The organism is Eubacterium sp. AF17-7, assembly GCF_003461285.1.
Taxonomy (GTDB): domain Bacteria; phylum Bacillota; class Clostridia; order Lachnospirales; family Lachnospiraceae; genus Eubacterium_U; species Eubacterium_U album.
On sequence record NZ_QTWU01000001.1, the window covers coordinates 604,265 to 628,922 of the forward strand.

Sequence of the window (24,658 nt, forward strand, 5' to 3'; positions counted from 1 at the left end):
AAAAGGAAATTAAAATGAATTATGAGCAAATAGAAAAACTGATAGATAAGGTTAATAAATCAAAAATAACAGAATTATCAGTTGAAGAAGGAAATTTTAAATTAAATATAAAGGCAGAACAGAGTGTGGCAATGGCAGCTTTAACAGTTCCAGGCAATTTGCCTGATGCAAATGTAGAAACTATTAGAACTGTGGGCGTGAATGAAAATGAAGGACAAAGTGATGATTTAGAAGAAATAAAAAGTCCTTTGGTTGGAACGTTTTATGCGGCAAGAGCTGAGGGGGAAGAACCGTTTATTAAGGTGGGAGACAAAATAAAAAAAGGTCAAACAATAGGAATCATTGAAGCCATGAAACTAATGAATGAAATTAGTGCAACATGTGATGGCGTAGTTGAAGAGATTCTGGTTGAAAATGAAGATTTAGTAGAGTATGGACAGGTAATCGTAAAAGTTAGCAAATAAGAAACTGTATTAATTAGAAGATTAGAAAAGTGAAGAATCGCTTTATAGAAATAATGAATCTTAAATGCTAAAAAAGTTGCGCATTTGCAACAGAATGGAGATTAATATGTTAAACACAAAGGAAATAATGGATATAATTCCTCACAGACAGCCGTTTTTACTTGTAGACAGAATAGAAGAAATGGAAGTAGGAAAGAGAGCAGTAGGAATTAAATGTGTAAGCTATAATGAACCGTTTTTTGCAGGACATTTTCCGGATCAGCCTGTAATGCCTGGAGTGCTTATTATTGAAGCAATGGCACAGGTAGGAGCTGTCAGTTTATTATCAGACGATAAATATAAAGGAAAAACTCCTTTGTTTGGTGGAATTAAAAACGCTAAATTTAGAAGAAAAGTTGTTCCGGGAGATGTGCTTAGAATGGAAGTGGAAATGACTAGAGTGCGTGGACCACTTGGTATAGGTGAAGGAAAAGCGTATGTGGATGGTGAACTTTGCGCACAGGCAGAACTTGTATTTGCAATACAGTGAAAATGTTGTTAGTCGAAAAGGAGAAAGTAGATGTTTGAAAAAATTCTAATAGCAAATCGAGGCGAAATCGCTGTTCGAATAATAAGAGCTTGTAGAGAAATGGGAATTCAAACAGTGGCAGTTTGCTCAGAAGTAGATAAAGATGCACTTCATGCACAACTTGCGGATGAATGTGTGTGTATTGGTTCTTATAAATCAAAAGATAGTTATTTAAATATAGAAAAAATATTAAGTGCAGCAATTGCTACAAAGGCAGATGCGATACATCCTGGATTTGGTTTTTTATCAGAAAACAGCAAATTTGCAAAAATATGTAATGAATGCAATATAGAATTTATCGGGCCTTCAGTAGAAAGTATGATAAATATGGGAAATAAATCTATAGCAAGACAAACTATGATTAAAGCAGGAGTACCTGTAGTTCCGGGAACAAATGAGCCTCTTACAGATGCTTATCAGGGAAAGAAAATAGCTGACGAAATAGGTTATCCGGTAATAGTAAAAGCAGTTTCAGGCGGTGGCGGAAAAGGTATGAGGGAAGTAAGAAAAAGCGAAGATTTTGTAAAATTATTTGAAACTGCAAAAAAAGAAACAGAAATTGCCTTTGGTGATGACCAGATGTATATAGAAAAATTTGTGGAAAATGCAAGACATATCGAATTTCAGATTATAGGGGACAAATTTGGAAATGTATTACAACTAGGAGAGCGAGATTGCAGTATTCAAAGAAGACATCAGAAGTTAGTTGAAGAAACTCCTTCGGTTGTTTTAAAAGAAGAAGTAAGAAAGAAAATGGGAGAAGCGGCAATTAAAGCCGCAAAGGCTGCAAAATATTACAGTGCAGGAACAATAGAATTTTTGCTTGATAAAGATGGTGAACATTTTTATTTCATGGAAATGAATACAAGAATTCAGGTAGAACATCCTGTGACAGAAATGGTGACAGGAGTTGATTTGATAAAAGAAATGATAATGGTAGCAGCAGGTGAAAAACTTACAATGACACAGAACGATGTAAAACATTCGGGATGTGCAATAGAGTGTCGAATAAATGCAGAAGACCCTGACAATCATTTTATCCCATGCCCAGGTACCGTAAATGAACTTCATTTCCCGGGAGGAAATGGAATACGGGTAGATTCCGCATTGTTTCACGGGTACAAAATTCCTTCGTGTTACGACTCGATGGTGGCAAAAATAATAGTTCACGGCCACGACAGAAAAGAGGCCATTGAGAAAATGAGAAGTGCGCTAGGGGAAGTTGTAATTGATGGGATAAAAACGAATTTAGATTTACAGTATGAAATTATTAATTCAAATGAATTTGCCAAAGGGAATGCACTGGAAATCAACAGACGTTTGGATGATAGAGGTTAAAAATCATTGCAATGAATAGTCATGTGCTAAAGACAATAAAAATTATGATGCCCGGGGATAGAGATAAAAATGGGTTGTAAAAATATGGATGCTTTGAAATCAGAGGTTAAAAAATGTTAAAAGAAATGTTGAAAAAAACTCCAAAAAGAATAGTAAAGAATGAAAGCAGCAAATCAAATGTTCCTGATGGAATGTTTATGCGCTGCCCTAAATGTAAAGAAATAATCTATTCTGAGGATTTAGTGTCAAATAAATATGTATGCCCTAAATGCGAACATTATTTCAGAATTAATGCAAAGCAAAGAATAGAAATGGTGTTAGACAAAGGGAGCTTTGAGGAATGGCACAAAGATATTACAACGGATAATCCGCTAAATTTTCCAAATTATATAGAAAAAATTGAAAAAACAAAAAAGATTACAGGACTCGATGAGGCTGTAATAACAGGTAAAGGAAAAATAAAAGGAAAGGACGTTGCAATCGGAGTAATGTCTGCGGATTTCATAATGGGAAGTATGGGAAGCGTAGTAGGAGAAAGAATTACAAGATTATTTGAGAAAGCAACTGAAGAAAAATTACCGGTTGTTATGTTTTGCTGTTCAGGTGGAGCCCGTATGCAGGAAGGCACAGTGTCTCTTATGCAAATGGCAAAAACGAGCCAGGCAGTTAAAAGACATGATGAAGCAGGACTTTTATATGTTTCAGTATTAACTGACCCAACAACAGGAGGGGTTACGGCGAGTTTTGCAATGCTTGGAGATGTAATAATTGCTGAACCGGGAGCATTGATTGGTTTTGCCGGACAAAGAGTAATTGAGCAGACAATTCATCAGAAACTCCCTGAAGGATTTCAACGGGCAGAATTTTTATTGAAACACGGATTTATAGATAAAATTGTGACTAGAACAAGATTGAAGAAAACATTGGAATTTCTTATTTTATCTAATTAAGCAAAGCGAAAGGGCATAGAAATGGAACAAATACTTACGCCATGGGAGCGCGTTAAAATAGCCAGAGATAAAGACAGACCATATAGTTTTGATTATATAAATGAAATATTTGACAGATTTTTAGAATTACATGGTGACAGATTTTATGGAGATGACGGAGCAATTGTAGGTGGAATTGGTGAAATCAATGGCAGCTATTTTACGATAATAGCTCAGCAAAAAGGAAGAAATGTAAAACAGAATATTACCAGAAATTTTGGTATGCCATCGCCTGAAGGATACAGAAAAGGAATCAGACTTATGAAGCAGGCAGAAAAATTTAACCGCCCAATTATTTGCTTTGTAGACACGCCGGGAGCATATCCGGGAATTGAGGCAGAGGAAAGAGGACAGGGAGAAGCGATTGCAAAAAGTATATTTGAAATGTCAGGACTAAAAGTTCCGGTTCTTACAATAGTTATAGGCGAAGGAGGAAGCGGAGGAGCTTTGGCAAATGCAGTGGCAAATAAAGTTTTAATGCTTGAGAATGCAATGTATTCAATACTTTCTCCTGAAGGATTTGCAACAATTCTTTGGAAAGACGGTTCAAGAGCGGATGAAGCTGCAAGCGTGATGAAATGCACATCTCATAAATTGCTTGAACTAGGTATAATTGATGGGATTATTGAAGAAGAACAGCAGGCATCACTTGAAAATGTAGATATAATAGCTGAAGAAATAAAAAAAGAAATTTTAAAGTTTGCTGATGAGTACAAAGACAAAAATCCTGAATATATCAGAAATCAAAGATATGAAAGATTCAGGCAAATGTAATATATGAATTCAAAAACATAAATAGCAGAGTTGGAAAATAAAAAATCGAAAACATAAATAGTTGAGTTGAAAAAAACGGAAAAATGAAAACACTACACAAATTTAGGCAAACTAAATATGGAGATATAAATGAAATCATTAAAAATTGGTGAATTAGAGGCAAAAATTCCACTCATTCAAGGTGGAATGGGCGTTGGAATAAGTCTTTCAGGACTTGCCGGGGCAGTGGCGCTTGAGGGAGGAATAGGTGTAATAAGCACGGCACAAATAGGTTATAAAGAGCCTGACTGGGATAGAAATCCTATAGAAGCAAATTTGAGGGCAATAAAAAAAGAAGTAAAGAAAGCAAAAGAAATCAGTCATGGTGGAATAATTGCGACGAATATAATGGTTGCGACAAAATTTTATGATAAATATGTTAAAGCTGCAATCGATGCAGGCGTTGATATGATAATATCCGGAGCCGGACTTCCACTCAATTTGCCTGAACTTGCAAGGAAAAGTAAAGTGAAATTAGCACCGATAGTTTCATCTAAAAAGGCTGCACAAATCATATTTAGAAGATGGGAGAGAAATTATAACACGACTCCTGATTGCGTTATAGTTGAAGGACCAAATGCCGGTGGGCATTTAGGATTTAAACCGGATGAAATTGAACAATATAATGTATGCCGAAATGACGAACCAGAAAATACAGACAAGTATAATAAAACAGAAACGAATAATATAAATGTATGCCAGAAAGCAAATTCTGTTAATTTAGAATTTGATAATAGGGCAAAAACAAAATTATACTCAGATGAAATAAAAGATATTATAGATTTTGTACACACATATGAAGAAAAATGTGAAAAAGATATTCCGGTTGTTGTTGCAGGAGGGATATATGATAAAGCGGATGCAGATTGTATATTCGAATTAGGTGCATCAGGAATTCAGGTGGCAACTCCATTTGTCGCCACAAAAGAATGTGATGCCCATGAAAATTACAAGATGGCATATGTGAATTGTAAAAAAGATGATATTGAAATAATAAAAAGTCCGGTTGGAATGCCAGCAAGAGCAATAAACAACAAATTTCTTAAAAGGGTTAAGAAAGAGGGGAGAATTGCACCTATAAAATGTCATCAATGTGTATCTACATGCAACATGTTAGAGACACCTTATTGTATCACGGATGCTTTGATAAATGCCGTAAGTGGAAATGTTGATGAAGGCTTAATATTTTGTGGAGCGTATGCATATAAAATTAACGATATATCAACAGTAAAAGATATTATAAAAAATTACTTTTAAATATGCTATAAGCAGTAAAAGATGTTAAAAAAAGTGGCTTTATAGGCAGTTAAATAGGCAATTTTAACAAAATTATTTTTCAACAGAACATACGGTTGTATTTTCTCACTGTTAAGATATAATTATGATGTGATAGGTCTGTATAGTAAGAAAAGTATACAAACTTATATCATTTTTTTACTTGAATTCTAATATACTTATGAAAAGAATATGGTGAGTGCGAATGGAGAACAACAAAAAAGACAGATACGAGAGTGTAAGTGGAAAAGGATACAAATCAAAGAAACCTGTAAAGAAGAGGAAAAGAAATAAGCCTGTTTTTTCTAATTTGAAAAAATACATAGGAATAGTTATAGGAATAGTATGCATAGCTTTGGTGGCAATATATGTAAATGGAACGGTTTATTATACAACTCATTTTTACAAGGGAACACATATTAACGGAATAGATGTATCTAAATTGACAGCAGATGAAGTTGAAAATGCTATAAAGGATTATGAACTTACAATTACTGAAAGAGGTAAAGAAAAGTCAGCTACATATATTGAAACTCTTGCAGGAAAAGATATTGATATGAAAGTAGTTTCAAGAGAGTCATTGGACAATCTTGTAAAAGAACAGAATCAATTTGTTTGGTTTACTGCAACCGGTACAAATCATGAAGAGAAGCAGATGATAGAATATGATAGCGACAAACTTGCTGAATTTGTAAATAACTTAAAAGGTTTAGATTCTAAATATGCTGATAAGCCGACTAATGCATCTATATCTGATTATAATAACGGATATACAATAGTTGAAGCTAAACAAGGGAACTTTCTTAATAAAAAGAAAACAATTGAGTGCCTTGAAAATACTATCTCTTCTTTAAAAGAAAAAGTTGATTTGGATAAAGAAGGATGTTATCGCGTGCCTAATATTGCATCTGACAGTGAACAGCTTACAACAGTTTTAAATCAGTTAAATAAATACACGGGAACAACAATTACATATAATTTTGGTGATACTCAGGAAGTTGTTGACGGAAGTGTTATTTCAGGTTGGCTTGTTGTTGATGGAAATAATGTTTCATTAAGTAAGGAAAAAGTTGATGAATTTGTTGACTCAATACGAAAGAAGTACGACACAATTTTTTCAAACAGAGAATTTAAAACAACATATGGAAAGACTGTAAAAGTTAATGGCGGTGATTACGGTTGGTGGCTTAATACAGCTAAGGAATCTGAGGGTTTAATGCAGCAGATTGAAAATGGTGAAAGCGGTGAAAGAAAGCCTGTTTATTACCAGGAGGCTGCAAGTCATGGCAAAAAGGATTATGGAGATTCATACGTAGAAATTAATTTGACTTCACAGCATTTGTTCGTATACAAAGATGGTCAGAAAGTTTTAGATACTGATTTTGTTTCAGGAAATGTTTCTACAAATCATGGAACACATACAGGTACTTATGGAATTACATACAAGGAAAGATATTCAGTGCTTGTAGGTGAAACATATGAGTCAACAGTATCATATTGGATGCCATTTGATGAAGATATAGGAATGCATGATGCAATATGGAAGAGCCAGTTTGGAAGCAATTTCTACAAAACAGATGGTTCTCATGGCTGTATAAATCTTCCATATCTTACTGCAAAAAAGATTTATGGATATGTTGAAAAAGGAACTCCTGTAATTGTATATGAACTTCCGGGAACAGAATCCGGCTCAGTTACATACCAGAATTCTTCTGAAATTGCTCAGGCTGCAATTGAAGCAATTGATGCCATCGGCACTGTAACTAAGAACAGTGGCGATACAATAAAAGATGCAAGATACATGTACAACAAAATCAACTCAGATGCTAAAAAATATGTAACTAATTATGACAAGTTACAGGCAGCTGAGAAGAAATTTAAAGAATATAGTAATTAGAGTAGTATTATGGTAGTTGCTATTTTAATATAGGAGTTAAAGCAACATAATGGAAATTACTATTTGAATATAGGAATTTGAATGTAATTATAGAGAGCACTCCATTCTAAGAAACAAGTTATTATACATTGACTTGAATATCTTAGAATGGAGTGTTTTATTATGTTTCAAGTGATTGAAGTGTAACATATAAGTTGGAACACTTTCGCCATGAAACAATCCACAATATTCCAAAAAAACCAAAAGCTTTTAATTATTCAAATTAACATGAACTCTTCCTTATGAATGATATTTGTGGTAAAATACAAAAGATGTAAATATAAAAATACAATTGAGAAGAAATTACGGATGTGTTTAGATAAAAAGAATAAATACGTAACAAACAAAAAGTCTATAAAATAAACACATCAAAACAATACTTCACAAGTAATAACAATAGGAGATAAAAAGATGGCTGAGAGATACGAAGATATATTAACACTTGAAAATAATCAGTGGACTTACGGATGTCCTGTCCTAATAGAGGGAGGCGTATTGCAGTATGACACTGTAAGCGAAAGAAATCTTTTAACAATTAATTTTATGAATATCTGCGATGCTGTTTTGTCAGAAGTAGATTTGACAATTTATGCATCAGATGAAGCAGAAGAAAATATATTAGAAATGGAGCATCAGTATTTGAAACTTCATTTAGAGCCGGGAGCAAAATTTGGAAACAATGTACATTTGCCAATAGAAGATAAAGAGGCAAAGAAATTTAAATTAAAAATAACCAAAGTTGTATGCGAAGATGACGGAAGTGAATGGATAAAGGATGATATATTTGAAGCACATCCTGAGATAACTAATCCTGAAGAATTTGGACAAAAGATGGATCAGGAATACGAAGACAAATACAATAAATGCGAAGAGTTGATTGTATTAGAGGATTCCGAAAATCTTAAAAAAGTTGTAGAGATTCTTGAAACATTAAGATGGTACAAGAACTGTGAAGAAATGTACGATTATGCTAAGAGAAAATATGATATAACTCTTAGAACAGAGAAAAGAAAAAAACGTGAAGGCGAAAGAAAAGATGCACGCAAGAAGAAACAGAAAATGGCAGCAGCAATTGCAGCTTGTATTGCCAGCGTAGCAGTCATAATATTCGCAATAGTTTACCTTACAGTAATCGGACCAAATCATCAGGTTAAAATTGCTAAAGAATACAACAATCAGGGTGAATTCCAGAAAGCAATTGAAATTTGTGAAAACCTTCATGGATTTGGAAACAGTAAAGAAGTATTAAAGGAAGCAAACTATCAGATTGGATTTCTTGCATTTAACCAGCAGGATTTTGAAACTGCATTAAAGTATTTTGAAAAAACAACAGGCTACAAAGGAACAAATAATTTACTTTCACAGTCTTACTACAATTTAGGACAGCAGTCAGCACAGGGTGAACAGTATGAAGCAGCATTGGATTATTATACAAAAGGATATAATACAGCAACAGAAGATAAAGTAAAACTAAATTGCCAGACAGGAATAGCATTAGCACAGTATAAATTAGCTTATGTAACAGAAGCATGGTCAACAATCAATGCCGTTTATGAAGCAGATAAAAATGTAAAAGCAGCATACGATGAATACGGATACGCTTATGCAATGAAAGTTTTATCAGAAGGAAATGTAGACGAAGCAACTGCAGTATTTAAGTTAATAAAAGGATACGCAGATAGTGCAGCACAGTATGGCAAGATTATTTATGAAAAGGCTGTTCCGGTTGCAGAAGCAGGAGATTTGGCTTCAGCATTAAGCACATTAAAAGAAGTTAAAGATGATTATGAACCGGCTGGAAAACTTTATAAAGAAATGGACGAGTTTATAGCAGCAAGTTCTAACTGGGTTGGAAACTGGAAAATGAAAGGTGACCAGGGTGATTACACAATGACAATAAGCACGTTATTGTATAAAGGAGAGTTGTGTCTTCATGTAACTGACACATATTTAGATTATGATAAAATCATAAGCACGAAAGAAAAGGTTAGAAAAATTTATGTTGCATCTGAAAGAGTTGAGTACAAATTAAAAGATGTTCATAATTATAAAATCATTCTTACAAGAGAAACTTCTAAGAAAATCAAGAGAGTTTTATCTTATGATGGAGCATCATATATAAGAAAATATAAGAAAACAAAATAATAAACATAATGAATGGGGCTGTTGTGCTAATTAAAGTTAGTGTAACAGCCCTATAATAAAATAAATAATTTGAGGGAAGAAATGAAGAAAAGAATATATTCAATAATTATAGCTGTGGTGCTTATGCTTTCGTCTATAGCAGCACCTACCAAAGTATCAGCGTTAGAAATTCCATACAGAGTAGATGTAACAAAATATACATCAGACGAAGCAAATGCCTCAGCGCAAATTAGGGAACAGGTAAAGGCACACGCAAATACAGTAACAGTATATGTAAGAACAAAAGACAAAGATTTGTATGCAGTATTTAATCGAATATGGAATAATGCATTTGCAGAAACTACAAATCCGGACGAAGGAGATTATTTATATTGGCAAATGTCAAGCATGGCAGCAAGCTACAACGCCCTTATGCGTAAAGAGAAGGGAAGCAATACATATTATACAAAATACACAATTAATGTAGATTACTTTATTTCTTTAGAACAGGAACAGATGTTGACACAAGAATTAAATATAATAAATGAGAGTTTTAGTTTCACGGAAACAACAACAGATTATGAAAAAGTAAAAACTATCTATGATTATATTTGCCACAATGTAACATATGATTACAGCGATAACAATATGAAATTTACGGCTTATGCAGCAGTGACTACAGGTAAATCAGTATGTCAGGGATATGCAACTCTGTTTTACAGATTGGTAAAAATGCAGGGGATTTCATCCAGAGTGATAGCAGGCCATGGAACAAATACAGATGTATATCACGGATGGAATATAGTTAAACTGGGAAATCTGTATTACAATGTGGATGCAACATGGGATGCGGCAAATTACAAACTTGGTCATCCATATGAATATTTCTTAAAAGGCGATGTATTTGAAGACCATACACGAACTGATGATTACAAGACAAAAAACTTTTATGCTGCATATCCTATGGCTGCAGATGATTATGTAGAAGGAGTTGAAGCTGTTGCATCGGCTGAAACAGTTAATTCAACATTTACAATGAATAAAACATCAATTAAGAAACTGACAAGAAAAAAAATCAGTTTTAATAAAATTGCAGAAGCGACAGGATATGAAATTCAATATTCGACAAATAAAAAATTTGCCTCAAAGAAAAAAATGACAACAATAAAGACAACATACAAATTTAGAAAATTAAGTAAAAAGAAAACATATTATTTTAGAGTACGTGGTTACAGAGAAGCAGGTAGTGGAAAAATATACACTAAATGGTCGACAGTTAAAAAAATAAAGAAAATAAAGAAAATAAAGAAATAATTATATGGATGGAGATGACAATGGAAATATTAGATGTGGTTGATGAAAATGGAAATCCGACAGGAGAAACAGTTGAAAGAACTGTAGCACATAAAACGGGAGTAAGACATAGAACGTCTCATGTGTGGGTGGTTCGCAAAAACAATGGAAGTATGGAAATTCTCTTGCAGAAAAGAAGTAAAAACAAAGACTCACATCCGGGGTGTCTTGACTGCTCAAGCGCAGGACATATTCCGGCAGGAGTGGATTTTATTCCGTCTGCAATTAGAGAACTCAAGGAAGAGCTTGGAATTGATGCTAAAGAAGACGAGTTTGTGTATTGTGGCAAGACCGTTGGAAAAAGAACAAATGTATTTTATGGAGAAACATTTATAGATAATCAGGTTAGCAACATTTACTACATAGAAAGAAATATGGAGGCCGACAAATTCAATATACAAAAAGAAGAACTTGAATCGGTTGTATGGATGAAATATGATGATGTAGTTTTTATGGTAGAGAATAATACAATACCAAATTGTATTAAAATGGAAGAGTTAGAGATGCTGGGAAAGAAAATTAAATAAATAATTATTGCGATAAAATAAACGCCGTTTAAGAAATTATTGAAATATTTGAATAATAATAAAAATGTTTCGGCAACTTTTTAAATGGCGTTTTATAATGTTTGCGATAACATTTAATACGCTTGCTTGTGCAAAATCACAAAAATAGTAAAAACATTTTTATGCTTGAAAAGATAAAAATGTTTTAAATTGTACATAATCAACAAAATATATGACTGTAAATTGTTAAATAATATGATAAAAAACAGTAAAATAGTGAGTAAAATGGAAAAAGTAAATAAAAAGTATACAACTATGACTATGGGTAATTGAAAAAACTGTTTTAATTTGGTAAAATTATCTAAGGAAATGGAAAATCAGTATATGATTTGACAGAATATTTTAACTGAAAGGGGAAAAAACATGAATGTTATTTCAAAGAAGAAACAAGGAATAATCGCAATAATATGTGCGATAGCAATGGTTGTAACATCACTTACGATTTACAATCCAAGAGAGGCAAAGGCTGATACAGATTATAGTCAACTTACTTATGATTATAAAAACAAAGGTGAATCCTATATGAAAGGGGCAGAGACAACAAAATCAAAGTGGAGAGTGGCTGTTGATACATCACAATCAACTGGAGATATTGTAAATTGGATGACAAAAGGTGATGGAAACTTAAATTTCTATGGTGAAATGTTTATGAATGTTACATGGCATGGAGTATATCCTGATGCAACATTAGAAATAAACGGCGTAAAAGTTGAAGAGGGAGCAGAAGGTGTTCAGGCATATGCATCTGCTGAAATTCATGTAAATGCAAAAACTTGGATTAATAATAATGCATATAATGTTGTTAAAGTAACAAGCAAAGATGAAACACAGTATGTTACTTTTATTGTTGCAACGGGTAATAAAGTTGATACTTCAACTGAAGAAAGCACAGAATTACAGAAACCAGTAGCACCAACAGGATTAGTTGCCAATATTAATGATTTAAAGACAAATTATACAATTGCATTTGCTAATGTGGCAACAGCTACAAGTTATAAATTTTATTTAGATGGTGAATATAAAAAAGATATAACAAATGGTGGAATTGTTACAATTGAAGAGTTGGGGCTTAAAGCTGGACAAACATACAAATTTGGTGTTAGTGCAGTAAATAAAGCAGGCGAATCAGATATTTCAGAGATTAGTGTTACAGTACCTTCTAAAGAAACAGAAACAACAGGGTCAGAGGAAACAACAGAGACGCTTGACCCGTCAACAATTAAAGATTGGACTGAAGTTAAAGATTCAAAAAATACAATGTTATATTATATCGCAAATAAAGCATCAGATAAAGTGTCAGTTAAACCGGAAATGCACGGTGACAATCTTTATGCGGCATTTACGTTAGCTGCTAAGTTTAAATCAGTTGAATTGAATGGAGAAACAATTATACCTCGTGAAGGTGCTGATATAGAAATTCCAAAGACTTCATTTAGTAAAGAATACAATAAATTAGTAGTAACAAATCATTATGGAAGCGAAACTGTTACAATATATTTTAAAGTTGTTTCGGCAACTGAAAAAACAAAATACAAAGTAACAGTAGACGGAACTCCTACAGAAGTAGAAGAAGGAAGCACATATACATTTGGCGATAATGCACAGGGTTATTATGATACAAAAAACAAAGTAGCATATGCTCCAGGTGATGAAATTACTGTAAACGAAAATATTACAGTTACAAGCATTGACTTAAAAGTAGCAATGGTAAAGGGAGCAAGTATTAGATTAGCAACACCAACAGGTTTAAGATTCCAGACAGTTATTACATCAGGTAATAATCTTAGTTTAGATGAAATACTTAATAACGGAACTGTTATAAAAACAGGAACAATCATTACTACTTCAACAATTTTAGGTGAAAATGGAGTTGTAAACGATGAATTTGTAAAAGATGATAGTAAATTAAAATTGGATATCACAAACAGTGGATGGTATGAAAATACAACTGGAACATTCTGTGGTTCAATTGTAAAACTTAACAAAGTAAATTATGGTACAGACTTTGTTGGCGTAGGATATGTTACTATCAAATATAATAATGCTGAAAAGACAGAAAAGACAATATATGCGTCAGTAGAGACAAAAGGTGATAATGTTAGATCTGCTTCAACAGTAGCTAAAAAAGTTCAGGGATCAGATGCATATAAAAATAAGTATACTCAAGCGCAAAAAGATGTTGTAGATGCATATGCTGCAGCAGCAAAAAAAGATAATCAGTAATTTGATGGAGGTAAATCTTAATGAAGAAAAAATATATTAGTCCTGAGATGGACATAATAGAATTTGATACAAAAGACGTAATAACTACAAGTGGTATAGGTGGAGAAGCAGGAGATTCTACAGATACTTTAATCGATGTTAATAAAAATACAAACTGGTCAGACTTCTATTAAAATTAAATACGACTAACAAAAAGATGCTCTTAGGTTGCACTAAGAGCGTCTTTTTTTTAAAAATAAAATTTAGGATTGGCATGTGACAGGTATTTGTACAATCCTTTAAAATGAAATATAAAGGAGTAACTTATGGGAAACAAATTAAAGAAATCAGTTGCGGTTTTACTTACAGCAACAATGATAGCAACACCTGTAACATCGCCTGAAGGAACGAAAGAAGTTCAGGCAGAGCAGTTAGGAAGCATTGCTAAGGAAGTAACAGGTACATGGTCTTATTGGGACGGAAATAAAGACGTAGTACAGACAAATAAGATGTTGCTAGACAAACTGCCAACAAGGGCAAATCAGGGAACTTACAGATTTACAACAGACAATTACGATGCAAATACAAATGCAATAGATGTTGGTGGTTTCTCATCATCAATGTTGTGGAATTATAATACATCTGCATTTGGAGAATGTGTTTATGCAATACCAATGTCATATTGTGGAACCGCAAATGGAATGTATGTGTCAAAACCATCTACTTTGATTATAAAAGATACATATACACAGACTGTTGTAATGTCGATGAACAGTATGGGAACAATGTCTGATTTTATTGTAGGTACAGACTATACATTTGCAAGTACAAAAGTTGATAAATCAGATGAGTGGTTAACAGACGTTGTAATGGAAAATGCAAATGATTCATCACAGTATTTGAAGACAACAATGGTACAGGGAAGCCCATTTGCATATTTCCAGGTTGAAGGTGGAAATACAATTACATTACAAAGACCTAGAACACTTCCTAGTGAAGTTGCATACTACAACGGAACTACATTAGAAGATTCAACACAGTTAATTATCAGAGTATATGATAATGCAGATTTAATATCAGGATATAGTGATTATGATTACTATGCAGTATATTTGCCTGAAGGTACAAAAGTATCACAGGCAGATGCAACAGCAAAATATGCTGATAACAAAATGGGTGATTTGACATTCACATTACCATCAGATAGAACTTATATGTCTATGGCATGGTTAATGGAATCAAATGGAAAGAAGGATGCAGATGCACAGAAAGTTAAAGATGCATTTGCACCATATGCTTATAATTTTATAACAGGTACAAAAACATCATTTACACAGAATGGTGCTGAAATTAAGACAACATACAAATATACAGTTGATAAAAAGGCTGAAAGTACAGCAGATGGTACTGTAATGGGAATTTTGCCACATCAGTATAAGAATATGAGCGGATATGACTACATGGATTATACTGCAAGAACAATCAGAGGAACAATGAAGTATTTGATTGGTGATTCTTATCAGACTACATTACAATATACAGGAATTCTTCCAACATTACCGGGTATTGATGAGTCAGACAAAGCTACACTTAGACAGTATGTAAATGATTTTATGGATGTATATGGTCCTACAGATGATGGTGGACTTACAAAAGAGTCATATGAAGTAAACACATACGACACAGGTAAGAAATTGAATCGTGCAATTCAGGTTATGGAAGCAGCAGAAGCTTGTGGAGATACACAATCAGCTGATAAATTATTAAAAGGCATAGAAAATGAATTGGCTGATTGGTTTACAGCAGATGGTGAAGATGATGACAAATATTTTTACTATGATAAAGAAGTAGGAAGCTTATTTGGATTCCCTCAGGCTTATTACACTGTAGATGGTATGACAGATCATCATTTTCATTACGGATATTTTGTAAATGCAGCAGCTCAGGTAGCAATGCGTGACCCTGAATTTATTCAGAAATATCAAAATGTAATTAATGAAATAATTGGAGATTTTGCAACATATGAAGAAAATAATTCAAATTCAAGATATCCATTTTTAAGATATTTTTCAACATATGAAGGACATTCATGGGCATCAGGTCATGCAAACTTTGGTGATGGAAATAACCAGGAATCAAGTTCAGAAGCAATTAATGCATGGGCAGGACTTATTTTATATGGTCAGGCTACAGGTAATAAAGAATTGACATCACTTGGAATGTACTTATATGCAACAGAAGTATCTTCAGTAAATTGCTACTGGTTTGATACTGATGGCGATATTTTAGATGAACAGTATACAGAAGGAAAAGGCGAAAACGCTAAATATAGTCAGGCATCAATGGTATGGGGTGGAAAATATACTTATGCCGCATGGTGGACTGATGAACCTTTACAGATACAGGGAATTAACATTTTACCTATGACTCCTGCTTCATTTTATGCAGCAGCTAATAAGGACTTCATTTTAACAAACTGGAAAACAGCAGAAAGAAATGAAAAGAATTATAATGGTAAAAATGAAAAAAATCCAAAGCGTTGGAATGAAATTTGGAGTGAATATCTTGCAATGGCAGACCCTGACAAAGCATTGGAGTATTTTGATGAACAGTGTGACCCGGAAGCAGGTGAATCAAAAGCACATGCATTTAACTGGATTATGGCAATGCAGAAAAATGGTACACCTGATTTGACAGTTACAAGTGATAATCCGCTTGCGTGTGCATTTAAAAATGCAGACGGCGAAATGACATACACAGCTTATAACACAACAGATGAAGATGTTAAAGTTTCATTCTCAGATGGAACAGAAATAGTTGCAAAACCACATTCAATGACAACAACAGGCGATGGAGAAGTCACAACAAAATCAACATATAAGGTTGAACATTATTTGTCAGATGGAAATGGAAATTACAATCTTTTTAATACAGAAAAGAAGTCAGGAAAGATTGGAAATGAAGTAACAGCTGTAGCAAATACATATCAGGGATACAAATTTAACCCTGAAGTAGAGGGTACAGTTCAGAGTGGTGTAATTGCAGAAGATGGTTCACTTGTATTGAAACTTTACTATGATATTACAGAGATAGAAACAACTAAGGAGTATGAAGATGATAGTAAGTATACGTCGCTTGGAGTATCTAACGGAGTTGAAATATCTTACAGAGTGTTAAGGAATGATTTCAATGCAGGTGTCAAATTATTGGATGCAAATGATACATTTTACATGGAATATCAGGGAATCTATACATCAGAAAATACGAATGCTTATTTGAATAAAAAGTCATTAAGTACGCTTAACGGAGTATTCAAATTTTCTGTTAAAAATACGTTGACTGAAAATACATATAACACAATTAAACTTGTTAGTGGCAATAAGCAGGTTTATATTCTTGTAAAATATGGAAAGCCTACTACAGCTCCTGATTTATCAGATTATGAAAGTGAACAGGAAGAAACAACAGTTGATGAAAATGCACCTACAGATGCAACAGGCCTTGTTTTAGGAACGCCTGCAGATAATGTGATTTCAGTTACATTTAGGGCAACACAGGAACAGAATGATAAAGGTCAGTTGTACAATGTATATGTTGATGGAACATTAAAATTATCATCAGTTGCAGCAGGAAATTATACAATTGATAAGATTTATGCCGGAACCCGTACTGTAGAAGTCAAAGCAGTATTAAATGGAAAAGAGTCAAAAGGTATTTCTTCAACAATAAAAGTTACAGGTGAAAAAGAACCAACAACTAAGCCGGAAACAACTACTAAAAATGAAGTGACAACAACTAAGTCAGATAATCCTGGTGAGACAACAGGAAAGGGTGAAACACCTGGTGAAGTGACAACAAACAATGGACAGGGCGAAACAACAAAAGCTCAGTCATCAGATACAACAACTAGGAAAGATGATTTTGCTAAGACAACAGTTACAAGTCAGGATACAATAAATGGCCAGAATCAGGCAAAGGCTGTAAAAGTTAGCAAAGCAAAGATTAAGAGTGCAAAAATTACAAAGAAAGCATCTGTAAAGAAGTTAATAATTACATTTAAGAAAATTAACAATATTTCAGGCTATCAGGTAAAACTTTCATCTTCAAAGAAATTTGCCAAAAAAGCTACAATGACAAAACTTGTTAAGAAAAATAAGAAATCTTATATCTTCAAGGTTTCAAGTAAAAACTTAGCAAAAGCAAAGAAACTTTACGTTAAAGCCAGAGCATATAGAATCGTTGATAATAAACGTATCTATGGCAAATGGACTAAGAAAAAAGTTGTTAAGAAATAAGAAGTTTAAGAATAAAAAATTTCTAGAAATAAAAGTTGTTTAGAAATTAAAAATGTAGTGTAAATAATTACATAATTACAAAAAAATATAGAATAGTGCCATGCTTCATTGCAAGATGGCACTATTTTATTTGCCAATTCTCGGATTATAAATAAAATGCTTGAAATATCTCATACAGTATGTATAATAAAAAGAAACACATACAATAAGCAACTAATACTACTTTGACGAGGAGGTATAAAGGTGGGAATAAACAGAAAGTATAAAGACAGGATTTTTTGCATGCTATTTGGATATCCGAAGTATAAGAAAAACTTACTTGAATTATTTAATGCACTGAATGGAACGAATTACGAAGATGAGAATGAACTTGAAATTAACACAATTGAAGACACCATATATATGGGAATGAAAAATGACGTGTCGTGCATCATACAAAGCAATATGGCAATGTATGAGCAACAAAGCACGTGGAATCCGAACATGCCTCTAAGAGGAATTCTTTACAGCGCAAGACTATTTTCAAAATACATAAAGGCAAATAAGCTTAACATATACAGCGAAAAGCTTATAAAAATACCGACGCCGCAGTATTATGTATTTTACAATGGAAAGAAAAAACTAGGGGATAAGGTAATATTGAAACTGTCAGACGCATTTTCAGCATTACAGAACGAAGGTCAGTTTGAATGGACAGCAACAGTGCTTAACATAAACAAAGGACATAATGAAGAATTATTATCCAAGTGCCAAATTTTAAAGGAATATGTTATACTTATAGACAGAATCAATGAAAATCAAAAGAAGTATGACTCGGTGGAAGAAGCAGTTGAAAATGCAGTGTCCTACTGCATAAAAAATAATATATTACAAGACTTCCTAACAGAGCATAAGGCGGAGGTAATTATGAGTTTGTTAACGGAATATGATGAAGAAGAAACGATGGGCTATGTAAGGCGGGATGCGTACCGTGATGGAGAAAAGGCTGGAATAGAGCAAGGTGAAATGTTAATGTTAATATCTATGGTAAATAAAAAGATACAAAAAGGAAAAAGCATTGAAGAAATCGCTGAAGATTTAGAAGAAGATAGGGAAACGATAGAAAAAATAGCCAAAGTAATAGAAGAAAACGGACATGACATCAATGCAGAAAAAGTGTATGAGATGATAAAAGGTAAATAAAAAAACAGAAATTTGAATAATGGTGTTATAATTATTAATGAAATAATAAATTTATTAATAAAACTTACAAGAAAGTATAATATTATTAATAAATAATTATCGATGCAAAGATAACATAATAATTGCTTTGAATTAATCGCAATTATAATTGTGGTATCATAATAAATATTTTACAAGGAGGCAGTTAATAATGAATGACGATAAGATGATTGATGACATCGTAGCAATGCTTGATGCAGGAGTGGCTAAAGGACAGGGACATATTAATGTAAAGGTTGAGGACAAGAATGCAACTGAAAAAGAAATTGTTAATGGAACAGCAGACTGCTCTATGAATTCAATGGCTTGTGCTGTGCCAACAATGATTTTGGATGATGACGATGAATTTGAACTATAAAAGAAGTGGTGAATAATTGAAAGTGGAAAATAAGGAAAAAGCAAAAAAAATAGCAAAATTCATATGCAGATATATAGTTATTACTTTTGCTGCCTGTATATATGCAGTAGGAATTTCTATGTTTTTAGACCCTAACAATTTGGCACCCGGAGGCTTGACAGGTGCGGCAGTAATTTTGACAAGAATTATACCAATAACATTAGGTACTTTAATTGTGATTATGAATATACCTATAATGATTTTAGGTGCATGGAAATTTGGAGCAAGATTTACGTTGTCAACATTATACACTCTTGTAGTTTCATCAGCATTTATGGAAATATTTGAGAGAATGGGATATGTTGTAACACACGATAAGATTTTAGCAGCATTAGTAGGTGGAACTTTAATGGGAGCAGGAATGGGACTTTGTCTTAGAATGGAAACCACGACAGGTGGTATCGATATAATAATTAAAGTTTTGCGTCAAAAATACAGGCAGGTTAAATCCGGTGAAATGTATTTGATAATTGATGGACTTATTTTAGCAGCGGCAGCATTATATTTTAAAGATATAGAAGTGTCAATGTATGCAGGAGTTGCGATTGTTATATCGACTTATATTTTGGACAAGGTTTTATATGGAAGCGATGAAGCAAAGTTAGTTTATATAGTAAGCAATAAGCGAAAAATAATAGCTACAAGAATGATGGTCGAACTTAATATGGGTGTCACATTGGTCGAAGGAAAGGGCGCATATAATATGGAAAATACAGAAGTTATTATGTGCGTTATGCATAAACAGAATCTTACAAAGGTAAGAAATCTTGTAAGTGAAGTTGATCCGGAAGCGTTTATGATAGTTTCTTCCGCTACAGAAGTGTTTGGTGAGGGATTTAAAGGACACACGGATGTGGAAATGTAAAGAAAAAACTTAATTTTGTAAGAAATTAAAATAAATTTAGTAAAATTTTGTTTACAAATAACAAAAGTATGCGATAAAATAAAAAAGTATTTTTTCTAATAAGAAAGAAATTATTTTTTATGATGGAGGAACAAAGCAAATGAAGAAACTATTAAGTTTAGTGCTTGTGTGCGCAATGACAATAGCCCTTGTTGGTTGTGGTCAGAAGGCAGAAAGAGTTGACAATGGTTCAGGTAGTGATAAGAGCTCAGCTAAGAAGATTGGCGCAATTCTTCTTGGAGATGAAACAGAAGGTTACACATTAGCTCATATTAACGGAATCAAGGAAGCAGCTAAAGAATTGGGAATATCTGACAGTGATATTGTATGGAAGTACAACATTTCTGAATCAGATGAAGTTAGTAAGGCAGCAGACCAGTTAGTAGCTCAGGGATGTAAATTAATTATTTCTAATTCATACGGACATCAGGATTATATGTATGCAGCAGCTCAGAAGTATACAGATGTTGATTTTGTAGCTATGACAGGTGATTATGCAGCAATTTCAGGATGTGACAATTTCTACAACGCATTTACAAAGGTATACGAATCACGTTATGTATCAGGTGTAGTTGCAGGTATGAAGATTGCAGAACTCGTTAAAGAAGATAAGATTCCGGCAACAGGATATGATGCGGATGGAAATGTAAAAGTTGGTTATGTTGGTGCATATCCATACGCAGAAGTTGTATCAGGTTATACAGCATTTTATTTAGGAATTAAATCAGTATATGATAAAGTAGCAATGGAAGTAAGTTATACTGATTCATGGTTTGATATTGAAGGTGAAGGTGCAGCAGCTGAATCATTAATGGCCGACGGATGTGTTATCATCGGACAGCATGCAGATTCGACAGGGGCTCCAAGTGCAGTTCAGGCAGCACAGGATAGCAGTAACACAGTAGCATTCTCAGTTGGATACAATGTAGACATGTTAGACGTAGCTAAGACAGCAGCTTTAACAAGTGCTACAAATAACTGGGCAGCATACTATACAACATTATTCAAGGCTTATGAAGATGGAAAAGAAATTCCTCAGAACTGGGCTGAAGGATATGATGCAGATGCAGTAGCAATCACTAAATTAGGTGATTCTTGTGCAGAAGGAACAGCAGATAAGGTTGCTGAAGTAGAAGCAGCGTTAAAGGATGGCTCATTACATGTATTTGATACATCTAAATTCACAGTAACAGGAAAGAATGTTAAGAAGAATGAGGACAATGGTTTAGACCTTGAAATTGATGATAACGGAGCTGTTACATCAAATAAGATTGATTTATCAATCATTGATTTTGCAACAGGAGATGTAACATACAAGGGAGATACAGTTGAAGCAATCGTAAAAGATGACAACGGTGCAACATACTTTGATGAATCATCATTCCGTTCAGCTCCATATTTCCAGATTAGAATTGATGGAATTACAGAATTGAATAAGTAATCAAATCAGACATAATTATATAAGACATAAAAGGGAACTGTCGCTTTAGCGGTTATTAAATATAAATCGTTGAAGCGACAGTCCCATTTTTACAAAGAAAATCTAATGATGCAAGGAGAAACAAAAGTGGAACAAAAATATGCTGTTCAGATGAAAAATATAACTAAAACTTTTGGTCATGCTATTGCAAATGATAATGTAAGTATTGACTTAGAGTACGGTGAAATTTTATCTCTATTAGGTGAAAACGGAAGTGGGAAAACAACTCTTATGAACATGCTTTCAGGTATTTATTTTCCTGACAGCGGAAAGATATTAATAGATGGAAAAGAAGCAACAATTCGTTCGCCACATGATGCAATGGAACTCGGAGTGGGAATGGTTCATCAGCATTTTAAATTAGTTGATGTATTTACAGCTGCCGAAAATATAATATTAGGTTTAAAAGAAAAAGAACCGCTTAAAAATGTAATAGATAAAATAAAAGAAATTTGTGATAAATATGGATTTGAAGTAGACCCAAATCAGAAAGTATATAATATGTCAGTTGCACAGAAACAGACATTAGAAATAGTAAAAGTATTGTATCGTGGTGCAAATGTTTTAATACTTGACGAACCTACAGCAGTATTAACTCCACAGGAAACAGAAAAGTTATTTAAAGTAATGCGTAATATGAAAGAAAATGGAAAATCAATTATTATCATTACGCATAAACTTAACGAAGTATTAGAGATTTCTGATAAAGTTGCCATTTTAAGAAAAGGCGATTATGTAGGAACAGTAGAAACAAAAGATGCTACAGAACTTTCACTTACAGAAATGATGGTGGGAGAAAAAGTAGAACTAAACATAGAAAGACCGGAAGTGGAAAATAAAGAGGTAAGACTTGAAGTTTCACATTTAAGTTGTAAAAGTCCGGATGGAATTAATATATTAGACGATGTATCATTTGAAGCTTACAGTGGTGAAATATTAGGAATTGCCGGAATTTCAGGATGTGGTCAGAAAGAATTACTGGAAGCAATTGCAGGATTACAAAAAACAGAAGATGGTAGCAAGATAACATATGTTAATCACCAGGGCGAAAAAGAAAGTCTTTTGGAAAAGTCACCAAGACAGATTAGAGAATGTGGCGTTGCTTTATCATTTGTTCCTGAAGACAGACTTGGAATGGGACTTGTAGGTTCAATGGGAATGCCTGAAAATATGCTTTTGAGAAGTTATGATGAAGGAAAGAAATTTTTCATATCAAATAAAGAACCTAAAAAACTTTCTGAAAGAATTAAACAGACTTTAAATGTTCAGACAACAAGCATAAATGCCCCTGTAAGAACAATGTCAGGTGGAAATGTTCAGAAAGTATTAGTAGGAAGAGAAATTGCAAATGCACCATCTGTTTTAATGACGGCATATGCAGTTCGTGGACTTGATATTAACACATCTTATACAATTTATGATTTATTGAATGAACAGAAAAAGAAAGGTGTAGCAGTAATCTACGTTGGAGAAGATTTAGATGTATTGCTTGCCTTATCAGATAGAATTCTTGTTTTGTGTGGCGGAAAAGAAAATGGAATTCTTGATGCAAGAAAGACAACAAAAGAAGAAGTAGGATTACTTATGACAAATTTGCAGAATGGAGGTGCCGACAATGAGTAATAAGCCAAATCAGGTAACGAAAGTAAAGGAACCTCTTGTAAGAGTAACAAAAAGAGATGTAATACCAACATGGCAGAAGTGGGCAGTAAGACTTATAGCAATTTTATTATCTCTTGTAGTAGTTACAATATTTGTATTCAGCCTTACGGGAATTGGACCGGGAGAAACATTTGGTCTTATGTGGGAAGGCGTATTTAGCAATATGTACTATAGAAAAGGAACGATTTTCTTTACTGCAAAATTGCTTTGCATAGCAGTAGCACTTGCACCTGCATTTAAAATGAAATTCTGGAATATCGGTGCTGAAGGCCAGGTGTTAATTGGTGCTTTATCAACAGCGATAGTAATGGTTAATTTTTCAACATTATCAACACCATTATTATTTACACTTATGATTGTTTCATCAGTTGTAATGGGTGCAATCTGGGGATTGATACCTGCAATTTTTAAAGCAAAATGGAATGTAAATGAAACACTTTTTACTTTAATGATGAATTACGTTGCAATGCAGTTAGTTGATTATTATTACAACATATGGAAAGGCTCAAAGGCTTCGCTGGGAATGCTTAATCCTGGAACAAAAGCAGGATACCTTCCCGAATATAATGGAAGTTCAAATAACATAATTGTAACAGTTGTATTGATAATAACCGTATTAATGTATATTTATTTAAAGAAGACAAAACATGGTTATGAAATAGCAGTAGTAGGTGAATCAGAAAATACGGCAAGATATGCAGGAATTGATGTTAAAAAAGTAATTATCAGAACAATGCTTATTTCAGGTGCAGTATGTGGTATCTGTGGATTCTTAACAGTATCGGGTCAGGATCATTCAATTGCGTCTGATTCAACAGCAGGCGGTTATGGTTTTACGGCCATTATCGTAGCATGGCTTGCAAAATTTAACACAGCAATAATGATAGCAATTGCGTTACTTATAGTATTCCTTGAAAAAGGAACAGCTCATATCGCAGATACATTTGTAGGATTTGATGCAAATGCTTCTAAGATTGTAATTGGTATTGTATTATTCTTCATAATTGGAAGTGAATTTTTCATTAATTATAAATTAAACTTCCCTAAAAAAGAAAGTAAGGAGGCGTAATC

General features: G+C 33.4%; 19 protein-coding genes. All 19 read left to right on the plus strand.

All coding sequences use genetic code 11. The features are described from left to right. Window positions 1-14: 14 nt before the first annotated feature. Window positions 15-464 carry an acetyl-CoA carboxylase biotin carboxyl carrier protein gene (accB, locus tag DWW96_RS02530; RefSeq protein ID WP_022089914.1) on the plus strand — a complete coding sequence of 150 codons (450 nt, stop codon included), beginning with the start codon at window positions 15-17 and terminating at the stop codon, window positions 462-464. Window positions 465-570: 106 nt separating this feature from the next. Beyond that, window positions 571-993 carry a 3-hydroxyacyl-ACP dehydratase FabZ gene (fabZ, locus tag DWW96_RS02535; RefSeq protein WP_022089913.1) on the plus strand — a complete coding sequence of 141 codons (423 nt, stop codon included), beginning with the start codon at window positions 571-573 and terminating at the stop codon, window positions 991-993. A 30-nt stretch (window positions 994-1,023) separates the two neighbouring features. Further along, window positions 1,024-2,370, plus strand: a complete 1,347-nt coding sequence (locus DWW96_RS02540; protein WP_022089912.1) for an acetyl-CoA carboxylase biotin carboxylase subunit — start codon at window positions 1,024-1,026, stop codon at window positions 2,368-2,370. 113 nt (window positions 2,371-2,483) lie between these two features. Further along, window positions 2,484-3,320, plus strand: coding sequence for an acetyl-CoA carboxylase, carboxyltransferase subunit beta (gene accD / locus DWW96_RS14595; RefSeq protein WP_117908806.1), 837 nt, complete (start codon window positions 2,484-2,486; stop codon window positions 3,318-3,320). Window positions 3,321-3,335: 15 nt separating this feature from the next. Next, on the plus strand, window positions 3,336-4,133 hold the full coding sequence (locus DWW96_RS14600) for an acetyl-CoA carboxylase carboxyltransferase subunit alpha (protein WP_336306685.1): 798 nt from the start codon (window positions 3,336-3,338) through the stop codon (window positions 4,131-4,133). Between the two features lie 129 nt (window positions 4,134-4,262). Then, on the plus strand, window positions 4,263-5,429 hold the full coding sequence (locus DWW96_RS02555) for a nitronate monooxygenase family protein (RefSeq protein WP_117908810.1): 1,167 nt from the start codon (window positions 4,263-4,265) through the stop codon (window positions 5,427-5,429). Between the two features lie 223 nt (window positions 5,430-5,652). Next, entirely contained in the window at window positions 5,653-7,344 is a 1,692-nt protein-coding gene (locus DWW96_RS02560) for a L,D-transpeptidase family protein (RefSeq protein WP_117908812.1), read from the plus strand. Window positions 7,345-7,794: 450 nt separating this feature from the next. After that, on the plus strand, window positions 7,795-9,528 hold the full coding sequence (locus tag DWW96_RS02565) for a tetratricopeptide repeat protein (RefSeq protein ID WP_117908814.1): 1,734 nt from the start codon (window positions 7,795-7,797) through the stop codon (window positions 9,526-9,528). A gap of 81 nt (window positions 9,529-9,609) precedes the next feature. Further along, a complete protein-coding gene (locus tag DWW96_RS02570) occupies window positions 9,610-10,821 on the plus strand; it encodes a transglutaminase domain-containing protein (protein ID WP_117908816.1) in 1,212 nt (403 codons plus the stop codon). Between the two features lie 8 nt (window positions 10,822-10,829). Beyond that, a complete protein-coding gene (locus DWW96_RS02575; RefSeq protein ID WP_347496326.1) occupies window positions 10,830-11,387 on the plus strand; it encodes an NUDIX domain-containing protein in 558 nt (185 codons plus the stop codon). A gap of 402 nt (window positions 11,388-11,789) precedes the next feature. After that, complete coding sequence (locus DWW96_RS02580) at window positions 11,790-13,649, plus strand: hypothetical protein (protein WP_117908820.1); 1,860 nt, start codon at window positions 11,790-11,792, stop codon at window positions 13,647-13,649. A gap of 20 nt (window positions 13,650-13,669) precedes the next feature. Further along, on the plus strand, window positions 13,670-13,822 hold the full coding sequence (locus DWW96_RS13915) for a hypothetical protein (protein WP_158562627.1): 153 nt from the start codon (window positions 13,670-13,672) through the stop codon (window positions 13,820-13,822). Between the two features lie 132 nt (window positions 13,823-13,954). Then, window positions 13,955-17,923: a glycosyl hydrolase gene (locus tag DWW96_RS02585; RefSeq protein ID WP_117908822.1), complete on the plus strand. Its 3,969-nt coding sequence runs from the start codon at window positions 13,955-13,957 to the stop codon at window positions 17,921-17,923. Between the two features lie 243 nt (window positions 17,924-18,166). Then, window positions 18,167-19,105 carry a hypothetical protein gene (locus tag DWW96_RS02590; protein WP_117908824.1) on the plus strand — a complete coding sequence of 313 codons (939 nt, stop codon included), beginning with the start codon at window positions 18,167-18,169 and terminating at the stop codon, window positions 19,103-19,105. Between the two features lie 190 nt (window positions 19,106-19,295). Then, on the plus strand, window positions 19,296-19,502 hold the full coding sequence (locus DWW96_RS02595; RefSeq protein WP_117908826.1) for a hypothetical protein: 207 nt from the start codon (window positions 19,296-19,298) through the stop codon (window positions 19,500-19,502). A 22-nt stretch (window positions 19,503-19,524) separates the two neighbouring features. Continuing rightward, on the plus strand, window positions 19,525-20,406 hold the full coding sequence (locus DWW96_RS02600) for a YitT family protein (RefSeq protein WP_243003005.1): 882 nt from the start codon (window positions 19,525-19,527) through the stop codon (window positions 20,404-20,406). Window positions 20,407-20,545: 139 nt separating this feature from the next. Continuing rightward, window positions 20,546-21,886, plus strand: a complete 1,341-nt coding sequence (locus DWW96_RS02605; RefSeq protein WP_117908827.1) for a BMP family ABC transporter substrate-binding protein — start codon at window positions 20,546-20,548, stop codon at window positions 21,884-21,886. A gap of 126 nt (window positions 21,887-22,012) precedes the next feature. After that, window positions 22,013-23,548, plus strand: a complete 1,536-nt coding sequence (locus DWW96_RS02610; RefSeq protein ID WP_117908829.1) for an ABC transporter ATP-binding protein — start codon at window positions 22,013-22,015, stop codon at window positions 23,546-23,548. After that, a complete protein-coding gene (locus tag DWW96_RS02615) occupies window positions 23,541-24,656 on the plus strand; it encodes an ABC transporter permease (RefSeq protein ID WP_117908831.1) in 1,116 nt (371 codons plus the stop codon). Before DWW96_RS02610 ends, DWW96_RS02615 begins: the two co-directional genes overlap by 8 nt. Window positions 24,657-24,658 lie beyond the last annotated feature (2 nt).